The 12,167-nt window shown below is 62.3% G+C and carries 9 protein-coding genes and 1 pseudogene; 9 read left to right on the plus strand and 1 reads right to left on the minus strand.

Annotated elements, in window-relative coordinates:
* The first annotated feature begins 12 nt into the window (after nt 1-12).
* Nucleotides 13-988: pseudogene (gene phnE, locus JP75_RS10500) on the plus strand (phosphonate ABC transporter, permease protein PhnE).
* 1 nt (nt 989) lies between these two features.
* Nucleotides 990-2,333, plus strand: a complete 1,344-nt coding sequence (phnE, locus tag JP75_RS10505) for a phosphonate ABC transporter, permease protein PhnE (protein ID WP_035082443.1) — start codon at nt 990-992, stop codon at nt 2,331-2,333.
* A gap of 20 nt (nt 2,334-2,353) precedes the next feature.
* On the opposite strand, the gene JP75_RS10510 is transcribed toward phnE (JP75_RS10505), so the two are convergent.
* Nucleotides 2,354-3,136, minus strand: coding sequence for a TetR/AcrR family transcriptional regulator (locus tag JP75_RS10510; RefSeq protein WP_035082444.1), 783 nt, complete (start codon nt 3,134-3,136; stop codon nt 2,354-2,356).
* A gap of 167 nt (nt 3,137-3,303) precedes the next feature.
* Here JP75_RS10510 and JP75_RS10515 point away from each other — a divergent pair, with 167 nt between their 5' ends.
* From JP75_RS10515 to JP75_RS10545, 7 genes are all read left to right on the plus strand, one after another.
* Nucleotides 3,304-4,263 (plus strand): ATP-binding cassette domain-containing protein, encoded by a 960-nt coding sequence (locus JP75_RS10515; protein WP_035082445.1) that lies wholly within the window; start codon nt 3,304-3,306, stop codon nt 4,261-4,263.
* A 13-nt stretch (nt 4,264-4,276) separates the two neighbouring features.
* Nucleotides 4,277-5,032 carry an ABC transporter permease gene (locus tag JP75_RS10520; protein WP_035082447.1) on the plus strand — a complete coding sequence of 252 codons (756 nt, stop codon included), beginning with the start codon at nt 4,277-4,279 and terminating at the stop codon, nt 5,030-5,032.
* 9 nt (nt 5,033-5,041) lie between these two features.
* Nucleotides 5,042-7,300: an ATP-binding cassette domain-containing protein gene (locus JP75_RS10525; RefSeq protein WP_035082448.1), complete on the plus strand. Its 2,259-nt coding sequence runs from the start codon at nt 5,042-5,044 to the stop codon at nt 7,298-7,300.
* Between the two features lie 178 nt (nt 7,301-7,478).
* Nucleotides 7,479-8,636 (plus strand): glycosyltransferase family protein, encoded by a 1,158-nt coding sequence (locus tag JP75_RS26775; RefSeq protein WP_169745523.1) that lies wholly within the window; start codon nt 7,479-7,481, stop codon nt 8,634-8,636.
* Entirely contained in the window at nt 8,633-9,631 is a 999-nt protein-coding gene (locus JP75_RS26780) for a glycosyltransferase family 2 protein (RefSeq protein WP_035082450.1), read from the plus strand. Before JP75_RS26775 ends, JP75_RS26780 begins: the two co-directional genes overlap by 4 nt.
* Before the next feature lie 7 nt (nt 9,632-9,638).
* Nucleotides 9,639-10,529, plus strand: coding sequence for a glycosyltransferase family 2 protein (locus tag JP75_RS10540; RefSeq protein WP_035082451.1), 891 nt, complete (start codon nt 9,639-9,641; stop codon nt 10,527-10,529).
* A gap of 23 nt (nt 10,530-10,552) precedes the next feature.
* The coding region (locus tag JP75_RS10545; protein WP_035082452.1) for a GumC family protein at nt 10,553-12,167 on the plus strand (1,615 nt) is incomplete at its 3' end.

The following is a 12,167-nucleotide window of genomic DNA, read 5'->3' on the forward strand; positions in this document are numbered from 1 at the left end:
AAGGGGTAAGGCATGGCCGACACCACCCATGGTTCTGGCGGACTTTCGCCCGCGGGCGAAACGATCCTGCGCCACTATCGCAGCCAGGTGACGGTGCGGCGGTTCTATACCGTCATCGTCGTCGTGGGCGTTATCGTCGCCCTTGGCGCCGCCATGGCCTATGCCAATTCCGCCAATTCGGGGAAGTTCTTCGAACGTCTCCCCTTCATGTTCGACTTCATCAAGAACTTCGTGCCGCGCGATCCCTTTGAGATCTTCCGCGCCATGTTCGGGCTGGAGTCGCCCTATTTCGATGGCTCGGCGAAGTATGATTATACCTCGAGCAATATCTACCTGACCGACACGTTCTATATTCCCAATTTCATCTACCAGCTCATCGTCACGGTAAACATCGCCATCGTCTCGACGATCCTCGGGGGGGGTCTTTGCCTTCTGCCTGTGCTTCTTCGCTGCCACGAACCTCGTTGGCGCGGGACCGGTGCGCTGGATCGTGCGCCGCATCATGGAAGTGATGCGCGCTTTCCCCGAAATCGTTATCGCGGGCCTTCTTACGGCCGTTCTCTCGATCGGGCCGATAGCGGCCATTGCGGCGGTGTCGCTGCATACGATCGGGGCGCTCGGAAAGCTGTTCTTCGAGGTCGTGGAGAATGCAGACATGAAGCCCGATGAAGGGCTGAAATCGGTGGGTGCGAGCTGGCTGGAGCGCGTGCGCTACGCCATCGTGCCGCAGGTGATGCCTAATTTCGTGTCCTATGGCCTCTTGCGCACCGAGATCAATGTGCGTGCCTCCACCATTATCGGCGCGGTGGGCGGTGGCGGCATCGGCGAGGTGTTCCGTCTCTCGATCGGGCGCGACTATGCGGCGCAGACCTATGCGATCATCATTCTTCTCCTCGTGACCATCATTGCCATCGACCAGCTTTCGGGCTGGCTGCGCAGGCGCCTCGTGGGCGATGCAAGCTTCAACTTCGGAAAGGCGAGCGTGTAATATGTCGGCGATCAGTGCTGCCGAGCGCGCTCGGCTTGAACAGAAATTCCCCGAGGTGTTCAAGACCTCGTTCTTCAAGCGCCATGGCCTGATTATCGGGCTGGTGGTGACGGTGCTCTATCTCGTTTTCTGCTGGTTCTTCTTCAATGTCGGACCGGCGCTGCAGAACGGCAAATGGGATCGTGCCTCGATCTATGTGCAGGACTGGTATAGCTGGCGTGCCACGCCGCGTCTGCGCTTTGGCGAGGATGGGACGATCACCCCGCAATGGTCGAGCCGCGGGCAGTATCCGGTTGGCGCCGAGATCGACTGGCTGACGCCGCACGACGACGGCAGCATGACGGTTACCTTCGGCAGCGAGGCGGACCGGCTCGATATCACGACGAGCGAGGTCAATGTCTTTATCGGCGGCGAAGCCTGGCCGGTTACTATCACCGAGGGGGCTGCAACGGCGCCGGAAGGCGCGCCCGCGGCGATCCAGCAGGATCGGCAGAAGGTCATCGTCGACTTCGGCTTTGCCGGCCAAGCTGAAATCCGCGACAACCAGGTCTATGTGCAGCGCCGGTTCTTCGGCTGGGCCAACTTCCTTTACGATCCGAAGTCGCCGCTCTGGGGGCATGATTTCTTCTCGTCGATCGGGCTGATGTTCTCGGGCGATCGGGTCAATCCGGACATGTCGAATGCGCAGTTCGTGGTGAACCAATGGCTCAATAACCAGGCCTGGCAGCATGCGGATATTCTCGTAAAGCTGTTCCAGACGCTGGTGATGGCCTTTGTGGGTACGCTGCTTGCGACGCTCTTCGCTTTCCCGCTCGCCTTCTTCGCAGCGCGGACGATTACGCCCAACCGGGCGGTCAATTGGGGGATGAAGCGTTTCTTCGACTTCATCCGTTCTGTCGACATGCTGATCTGGGCGCTGTTCTTTACCCGCGGCTTTGGCCCCGGCCCGATCCCCGGCATTGCGGCGATCTTCTTCACCGATACCGGTGCACTCGGAAAGGTCTATGCCGAGGCGCTGGAGAATGTGGACGACAAGCAGCGCGAGGGCATGAAGTCAGTGGGCGCGAGCCCGGCTTCGGTCAATCGCTATGGCGTGGTGCCGCAGGTCTTGCCGGTGTTCGTGTCGCAGTCGCTCTACTTCTGGGAATCGAATACGCGCTCAGCCACCGTCATCGGCGCAGTGGGTGCGGGCGGTATCGGTCTCAAATTGCTGGAGTCGATGGGTACCAATTCGGACTGGGACAAGGTGGCCTATATGGTGCTGCTGATCCTGTTCGTGGTGTTCCTGTTCGACAATATGTCGACGGCGATCCGCCAGCGGCTGATTGGTGGCAGCGGGCACTGAGAGATTTGAGAGGCGGCGTTCTAGGACGCCGCCTTTTTCTTGCCGGCGATCAGCACGCCCAACCCATCTAGCAGGCGTTCGAGGCCGAAATCGAAGGCCATGTCGGGATTGCCGAGGCCATAGAGCTCCCCGACGACCGGGCCGACGCGGTTTGAAACCGGGTAGGGCGTGAAGTCGATCGTCTCGAGGAATGGGGCGATGGTGTACCACCACTCATCGTCGCTGAGGCCCGTTTGGGCCTTGATCTGGCTGGCGCGCAAGACGTCGCGCACGGCACCGTGGACATAGTTGGCGACCATCGAGACCGAGAGATCCATTTCGACCTCGGTCAGCCCCAGACCGTCAAAAGTGCTGAGAAAATGTTCGTAGGCCTTGATCGTGTTGGGGCCAAGGACGGGCCGGTGACTGCTCAACTGCATGACCCAGGGATGGCGCAGGAAGAAGGCGCGGTATTCGCGGGCGACGAGGGCGACATTGTCACGCCAATGGGCCGGGTCGAAATTCATCGAGCTGGGGCTTTCGCCCTCGGCGGGGCCCGAGACCGCATCGAGCATGAGGTCGAACAGGACGGCCTTATCGGGAATGTGGGTGTAAAAGCTCATGGGCGAGATGCCGACGGCTTCGGCGACGCGGCGTGTCGAGACCCCATCGATTCCCTCGGCATCCGCAATTGTTACGGCAGCGCTCACGAGGTCCTTTACGCCGACGCGAGACTTTGGGCCACGACGCGGTGGTTCGGTGCGGCCCCACAAGAGGTGCAGGGTTTTCAAGGGGTCTCCGCGCCCGGCAATGTCGTCGGCCATATAGTCCTCAAAATAACTATTTACACCGTACGGTGTTTTGAATAAACCCTGTGTGGCGTACGAAGTTATAGGCCTTCGTGCGGAAATGTCGAGAACACTGTCGAAATGGAGCTTGCTGACACGTCATGTCAGCGAGGCCGGAGCAGTGTGTTCAAGCGGAGGGAAAAATGATCCATGCAAGGGACCTCGTCCGGACTTTCAAGAGCAAGGCCGGTCCGGTGGAAGCGGTGCGCGGGCTCAATATCGATGTGGCCGAGGGAGAGCTGGTGGCCTTTCTCGGGCCCAATGGGGCAGGCAAATCGACATCGGTGCGCATGCTGACGACATTGCTGCCGCCGACATCGGGCAGCGCCAATATCGGCGGGTTCGACGTGGTAAGCGAACCGGCAGAGGTGCGGCGGCGCATCGGCTATGTGGGGCAGGGGACGGGCTCGGGGCCCTATCATCGGGTGCGCGACGAACTGGTGACGCAGGGCAGAGCCCAACGGCTGGGCACGGCTGCGGCCAAGAAACGCGCAGACGAGCTGCTGGTCATGCTGGAACTCGATGGTCTGGCGGATCGGAATTGCGCATCGCTGTCGGGCGGGCAGAAGCGGAGGCTCGATGTGGCGCTGGGGCTGATGCATACCCCGCCGATCCTCTTTCTCGATGAGCCGTCAACCGGGCTTGATCCCCATAGCCGCGCCAATCTCTGGGATCATATCCTGAAACTCCGACGGAAGACCGGGATGACCATTTTTCTGACCACGCACTATCTCGACGAGGCCGACACCATGGCGGAGCGGGTGATGGTGATGGACAATGGCGTGCTGATTGCCGACGACACACCGGGGCGGCTCAAGGCGGACCTGGCGGGGGATACGATCCGGGTGAGCGTGCTCTGCGAGGATCAGGCGGTGCAGGCGGGCGGGATTGCCCGGAATTTGCCCGGAGCGCGGGAGGCCAAGGTAGATGGCCGCAATTTGACGGTGGCGCTGCCGGACGGGGAAGCGTTGCTGCCTGAATTCATCCGGCGACTGCACCAGGAAGGCATTGAAGCCATCAGCGCCCGCGTGGAGCGGCCGACGCTGGACGATGTGTTTTTGGGGCTGACGGGCCGCTCGCTGCGCGAAAGCGCTGGCGCCTGAGGAGGATCAGAAAATGGCTTTTCTTTCGGACACGACGATTTCATTTCGCCGCGAAATCGGCCCGACGCTGCGGAGCTGGTATTACATCGTCTTCGGGCTGGTGCAGCCGCTGCTTTATCTAGCGCTCTTCGTGCCGCTGCTGGGCAGTGTTCCCGGGCCGGATGGTGCCAGCCCACTGCAATGGTTCGTGCCGGGCATGGTGGTCATGCTGGTGCTGTTCAGCACCGTTTCCTGCGGCTGGGCGCTGACCGAAGAGCTGATGAGCGGCAGTTTTGAGCGCTTTCTGGCGACGCCCATGAGCCGACCGGCCATTATGGTGGGACGGGCGCTCAAGGAACTGATGCCGCTGCTGGTGCAGGCGTTGATCCTGATCGTGGTGGCAGTGCCGTTTGGGTTGGCGCTGCATCCATTGCAGATGTTGTTGGGGCTGGCCCTGCTGATGCTCTTTGGGGTGGGCGTCGCTTCGCTGTCCTATGCCCTCGCCATCGCTTCCAAGCATGATGGCTCGCTGTTCTATCTCGTCAGCCATTCGATCTCGCTGCCGCTGATGCTGTTGGGTGGGGTGTTGCTGCCCATGACCAATGCGCCAGGCTGGCTCTATGCCCTCAGCCGGTTCAATCCGCTGACTTATCTCGTCGAAGCGGAGCGGGCGCTGTTCGTGGGTGATTTCGCCAATCTCTCGGTCTTGTACGGCGCGCTGGTTGCCGTCATCGTCGCCGCCGTGGGCCTGTCCGTCGGCGTCAGTCAAATTCGCAAAGCCTCGCTTTAGGGAGCAACAATGTCCGATACTACGCCTTACGGCTCGATCATCATTCGCGGGGCACGGGAGAACAATCTCAAGGATGTGTCGCTCGATATTCCGAAGCGCAAGATCACGGTTTTTACCGGGGTCTCGGGATCGGGAAAGTCCTCGTTGGTGTTTGGGACCATTGCGGCGGAGAGCCAGCGGCTGATCAACGAAACCTATCCCGCTTTCGTGCAGCAGTTCATGCCGCGCTATGGGCAGCCGGACGCCGATCAGCTCGAAAACATTTCGGCGGCGATCATTGTTGATCAGCAGCGGCTGGGCGGCAATTCGCGCTCGACCGTGGCGACCGTGACGGATGCGGCGCAGATGTTGCGGGTGCTGTTTTCGCGGCTGGCGGAGCCGAAGCTGGGGGCGCCATCGCTCTATTCCTACAATGATCCGCGCGGCATGTGCGCGGACTGCGAGGGGATCGGGCAGGTCGCGGCCATGGATATGGCGGCGGTGGTGGACGAGAGCAAATCGCTTAGGGAAGGTGCACTGCTGCCCAAGGACTTTTCGGTCGACAGTTGGTGGTGGGAAATCTTCGCCAATTCGGGCCTGTTCGACATGGACAAGCCGATCAAGGACTATTCCGAGGAAGAACGCTTCAATCTCTTTCACCTCAATGATGGTCGCAAGATCAAAGTGGGCAAGATAGGGCTGACCTATGAGGGTGTGGTCTCGCGGCTCAAGACCGGGCTCGGCTCGAAGGACCCGGAAAGCCTGCAGCCGCATGTGCTGCGCGAGTACGAGAAGATTTTTACACGCGCAGTCTGTCCAGCCTGTCATGGGACGCGGCTTAATCAGGCGGCGCTGACGTCCACCATCAAGGGCAAGTCGATCGCTGATCTCTCTGCCATGCAGGTGAATGATCTGGCGCCGTTTGTCCGCTCTATCGAGGCGCCGCAGGTGGGGCCGATGCTGGGGGCATTGGCGCTGCGGCTGGAAAATCTCGTCACTATTGGGCTCGGCTATCTTAGCCTTGATCGCGAGAGCTCGACGCTGTCGGGCGGGGAGAGCCAGCGGGTGAAGATGGTGCGGCACCTCGGCTCGTCGCTGACGGACATGACCTATGTGTTCGACGAGCCTTCAGTGGGGCTGCATCCGCATGATGTGGGGCGGCTGGCGGGGCTGATGACGCAGTTGCGCGATAAGGGCAATACGGTGCTCATCGTGGAGCATAAGCCGGACATGATCGCCATTGCCGATCATGTGGTCGATATGGGGCCGTTCGCCGGATCGAAGGGCGGCGAGGTGGTCTATGAGGGCGATTTTGCGGGCTTGCTGGGCTCGGGGACGCTGACCGGGAACCACATGAAGAAGCACCAGCCGATCAAGGACAAGGTGCGCGCGGCCAAGGGTGAGGCGCTGAAGATCGAGAAGGCCGGGATCAACAACCTCAAGGACGTTTCGATTGCCATTCCGCGTGGGGTCCTTACGGCGGTGACGGGTGTGGCGGGGTCAGGGAAATCGAGCCTGATCCAGGGGTGTTTGCCGGTCGCCTATCCCGAGACGATCATCATCGACCAGAACCTGGCGCGCGGGTCGCGGCGCTCGAATACGGCGACCTATACGGGCATTCTGGACAATGTGCGAAAGGCCTTTGCCAAGGCCAATGGGGTCGAGGCGTCGTTGTTTTCGGCCAATTCCAAGGGGGCATGCCCGGACTGCAATGGGCTTGGGGTGATCTATACCGACCTTGCCCATCTCGATCCGATGATCACCACTTGCGAGACGTGCGAGGGGAAGCGGTTCCTGCCCGAAGTGCTCGCGCATGAGCTGCGTGGCAAGTCGATTGCCGATGTTTATGAGATGAGCATCGAGGACGCGGCGAAGTTTTTCACCGAGCCAGCGGTGGCTAAAATCCTGCAGGGGCTGGTGGATGTGGGGCTTGGCTATCTGACGCTGGGGCAGCCGCTGTCCACCCTGTCGGGCGGGGAGCGGCAACGGCTGAAACTGGCGGCGGAGCTGGGCAAGAAGGGCAATATCTATGTGCTCGACGAGCCGACGACAGGCCTGCACATGAACGATGTCGATACGCTGATCGGGCTGTTTGATCGGCTCGTCGAGGCGGGGTCTTCGGTGATCGTCATCGAGCACAATCTCGATGTGATTTCGCGCGCCGACTGGGTGATCGACCTGGGGCCGGGGGCGGGCAATGAAGGCGGGAATGTGCAGTTTGAAGGCGTTCCGGCCGATTTGGCCAAGGCAAAACACTCCTTGACCGGGCAGCATCTCGCAGCCCGCTAGGGATTCGACTTGTGGCATCGGCGGGGCGGGGCGGCGCAAAGCCCCGCCTTGCCGCGTTTCAATTGTGGCGGCTTTGGGGCATGCGCTGGGTGCAGCGCTTCGTCCCTCTCGCCCGCGTTGACCGCATAGCTGGGAACATCTCCACTCAAGCTCTTAGCTTGGGATGGGAGATGCGTTCTTGCCGAGAATTCTCTACCTGGTCCACAACCTCTCCGACCCCGCGGTGGCGCGGCGGCTGGCCATGCTGCGCCTGGGCGGAGCAGAGGTGGAGATAGCCGGGTTTCGTCGCGCCGATGCGCCGCTGGCGGATCTACCGGCCGAGACCGTGGTCGAACTCGATATTACCCATGACGCGCGCATGCTGCAGCGGCTGCTGGTGACGCTAAAGGCGCGATATGGCGCAAAACGCTGGGCCAAGGTGCTTACTCGGCCCGATGTGATCATCGCGCGCAATCTTGAAATGCTGGCGGTGGCCGAGGGGCTGCTGTCGCTTTGGGATGAGCCGCCGGCGCTGGTCTATGAATGCCTCGATATCCATCGGCTGATGCTTCGGCAGGACCGGCTCGGGCGCGGCATGCGCGCCGTGGAGCAGCGGCTGATGCGGCGGGCGAACCTGTTGATTACGAGTTCGCCGGCTTTTCTGGAGCGCTATTTCGACGAGCAGGGCGCGCCGCCGGCGTTGCTGATCGAGAACAAGGTTTTTGCGCCGGGGCACGACGTGGTCGGGCGAAATGTGGCGCTGGATGGTATCGACGGGCCGGTGCGGCTCGGCTGGTTTGGCGCGCTGCGATGCAGGAAGTCGCTGGCGGCGCTGGATGGCGTTTCGCGGGCGATGGGCGGCAGGCTGAAGGTGACCCTGCGCGGAAGGCCGGCGCTGACTGAGTTCGAGGATTTTCACGAGACGATCGAGGCGGCGCCGCATGTGAATTTTGGCGGGGCCTATCGGTATCCTGATGATCTGCCCGCGATTTACTCGGACGTGCACCTGGTCTGGGCCATCGACTTCTTTGAGGAGGGGCAGAACTCGGCCTGGCTGCTGCCCAATCGGATTTATGAGGGGTGCCTTAATGGGGTCGTGCCGATTGCCCTGGCAGGGACCGAGACGGCGGCCTTTATCGAGCGGCATGGGATTGGCGTCGTCATTCCCGATATCGAGCAGCAGACCCTTCAATCGCTTTTTGCCGGGATGACGCCCGAGCGGCTGCGGGAGCTGGCTGAAGCTGTTGCGACCGTTGGAAAGCGGGCGTTCCGCTGCGAGGCGGAGGAATGTGTGGCGCTGGTATCGCGGCTGGCGGCTGTCGCTGGGATTAAACGAGAGACGGAGATGGCGGCATGAATGCGCGTGTTCTCATCATCGTGCCGACGCTGAACGAGAGCCGGCACATCGGGCCATTGCTCGATATGCTGCTGGTCGAGGCGGAGGCGCTGGATGCGCGGATCGTGGTGGCCGATGGCGGCAGCACGGACGGGACGCGGGATATCGTGCTGGCGCGAGCGGTCGAGGCGCCGCGCGTGGTGCTGATGCACAATCCGCGGCGGATCCAGTCGGCGGCGATCAATCTTGCCGTGGCGCAGTTCGGCGATGGCGTGGATTACCTCATTCGCATCGATGCGCATGGGACCTATCCCGATGATTTCTGCCGCGCGCTGGTCGCTGAGGCGGAGGAGCGCGGCGTGGCGAGTGTCGTAGTCCCCATGACGACCAAGGGCCACGCCGCCTTTCAGCGAGCGGTGGCGACGGCGCAGAATTCGCCGATTGGTACCGGTGGCTCGGCGCATCGCATGGGGCTTGGCAGCGGGCCGGTTGACCATGGGCATCATGCACTGATGCGGGTGGATGCGTTCCGGCAGGTCGGTGGCTATGACGAGACTTTCAGGGCCAATGAGGATGCGGAGCTGGATTTTCGGCTGCGGGCGGTGGGGCACACGATCTGGCTCACCGACCGGACGGGCATGATCTATTATCCGCGTTCGACCATGGCGGGGCTGTTCCGGCAGTATTTTGGCTATGGCGGGGGCAGGGCCCGCAACATCCTGAAGCACAGGATGCGGCCGCGGTTGCGGCAGATGGCGCCGCTGGCGATCTTGCCGGTGGTGCTGCTCGCCGCGCTCTCGATCTGGCACTGGGCCTTCCTTATTCCGCTGGCGCTGTGGGGCGTCGGGTGCATCGCGCTCGGCATGCATGCGGCGCGAAAGCACTATCCCGAATATGGCACGCCAATGGTGCTGTCTCCGCTCGTTGGCTGGGCCGCGATGATCATGCATTTCGCCTGGTCGTCCGGCTTCTGGCTGTATCTCGTCCAGCGCCCGTTCCGGCGCGAAACCGTGTGAGGCCCTTTTGGCACGGATCGATATCTGCATCTGCACTTTCAGGCGGCCATTCCTGGTCGAAACGCTGCGCTCGGTGGCGCGGCTTGATCGCGGCGTGCATGAGCTGCGCGTGATCATCGCTGACAATGACGAGGTGCCTTCGGCGCGTGAGCGGGTCGAGGCGCTGCGGAAGAAAATGGGCATGCCGGTCACCTATGTGCATGCGCCGGCGGCTAATATCTGTGTGGCGCGCAATGCCTGCCTTGAGGCGGCAGATGGCGATTTCGTCGCCTTCGTCGATGACGATGAGGTGGTGAGCCAAGGTTGGCTGAAGGCCTTGCTCGAAAAGGCGCAGGCGGGTGGCGCAGCGGCGGTGCTGGGGCCGGTGCGGGCGATCTATGAGCCGGATGCGCCGGAATGGATGGTCGAGGGAGACTTTCATTCGACCCTGCCGGTGTTTGTCGGCGGGGAAATCCGCACGGGCTATACCTGCAATGTGCTGATCCGCTGGGTCGCGCCGTTCCGGGCGCTGCGCTTCAACACGGCGCTAGGCCGGTCGGGTGGGGAAGATACGGACTTCTTCTATCGGCTGACGGGGCTCGGCGGGAAGATCGACTATGCGCCCGAGGCGGTGGTCGAGGAGCCGGTGCCGGCGTCGCGGGCGAACATGGACTGGCTGACCAAGCGCCGCCTGCGGTTCGGGCAGACGCATGGCATGTTGCTGGGTGGTTCGCCGCTGAAGCGGCTGCCTGTGGTGATGGCCAAGATTTCCTATTGCTGTGTGATGGCCGGATTGACGGTGTTTTCGCCGGTATCGCGGCGCCGCAACTGGCTGCGCGCGGTGCTCCACATGGGCGTGGCGGGGGGCATTCTCGGCCTTGCGCAAGCTGAACATTACGGCCAGCCGGCCGCCTCCTGAGCTGAAAAGGCCGAGGAAAAGATATGCTTGAAAAGAACATGTATCCCGAAGCGGTGGCGCCCCAGCCATCGGACCTGAAGACCGTTGATCTCGATCGCATCTTTTCGCTGATCAGGCGGCAGGCGCTGGTGCTTGGGCTGTGTGTTGCCGTGATGGTGGTGCTGGCCGGGTTTTATCTGACCATGGCACCGCGCAGCTATCTCTCCGCTGGGCAAATCCTGATCGACAAGAAGCTCGAACAGGTGACGAGCGGGGAGGCAACGCCCACCAGCACGACCGATCTTGAGGCGCAGGTGCTCAACCAGATCGAGGTTTTGCGTTCAAGCCGCGTGGCCAAGGCCGTGGCCGAGGCGGAGAACCTGATGACGGATCAGGAATTCCTCAATCCGCCGCCCTCGTTCAGCCAGCGGGTAAAATCGCTGATCGGGCTGGGTCCGAAGGCGCAGCCGGTGGCGCTGGAGGCGAGCCTTGATGAGGTGGTCGGCATGTTACGCGCCAATGTGGTCGTGGACCGCATGGGGCGCAGCTCGATCATTCGCGTGGGCTATGAAGCGGCGACGCCGGAACTGGCGCAACGGATTGCACAGGCTTATGGCAAGGCGCTGTTGCAGGATCAGCTTAACGCAGAGCTTGAGGCGACGGGTGCGGCGGCAGACTGGTTGCAGCAGCGGCTCGCCGAGATTGGTGAAAGCCAGCGACAAGCTATTCTGGCGATTGAAGAATATCGGCAGGAAACGGGTCTGTCCGTGGGGCAGGATCGGGACCTGACGACCCAGCGGATCGAAAGTCTTTCCACCAAGCTTGCCGAGGCGCAGGCGGAGACAGCGCGGCTGCGGGCGCTTTCGGCGCAAGTTGCGGCCGTGGTGGCGGCGGGGCCGGAGACGGCTTCGAGCTCGGTGGCGCTTTTGAGTGGCGCGCAGACTGATCCGGCGGAGATTTCGCTGCTGCGCAATCAGGTGGCGACTCTTACGAGCCGAATTGCCGAAGTGGAGGCCAGCTATGGCGCCGATCATCCGCAATTGGCGGTGCTGAAGGCAGAAAAGGGGGCGCTGGATAATCGCATCTTTGCGCTGCTGCAGAACCTGGATCAGCAATACCGGACGCAATTGGCTATTGCCCAGGAGCAGGAAGCGGGGCTGCGGGGCGATATCAATGCCGAAGGACAGAGCGCGGGTGCGATTGGGCAGGAACAGGTGCGGCTCAATGAGCTGCAGCAGCGATCCGATGCATTGCGCACGCTCTATAACAGCTACCTGGCGCGCTATGAGGAGGCGGTGCAGCGGCAGAGTTTCCCCATTCCGTCGGTGCGTATCGTGACCGATGCGCTGCTACCGGAACAGCCGTCGAGCCCGAAGACCATGGTCATTCTGGCCGCAGCCGTTATTGCCGGATGTTTCCTGGGCGCGGTGCTGGGCGTGCTCAATGAGTTGCGCGAGCGCGGCTTCCGGACCGGGTCGCAGGTGCGGCGCGAGCTGGGCATGCGGTTCCTGGGCTATATGCCGAAACTGATGATCGCCCGCGGCGACAGCACCGAAGCGCGGCAGCGGACGATCCGCGGGCTGGTGCGTGGAGCGCTGGGCACGCGGGTCGGGCGGCGCTGGGGCGCGCCCTATGCCGAGGCGCTGAAGTCGGCGAGGC

Source organism: Devosia riboflavina, assembly GCF_000743575.1.
Lineage (GTDB): Bacteria > Pseudomonadota > Alphaproteobacteria > Rhizobiales > Devosiaceae > Devosia > Devosia riboflavina.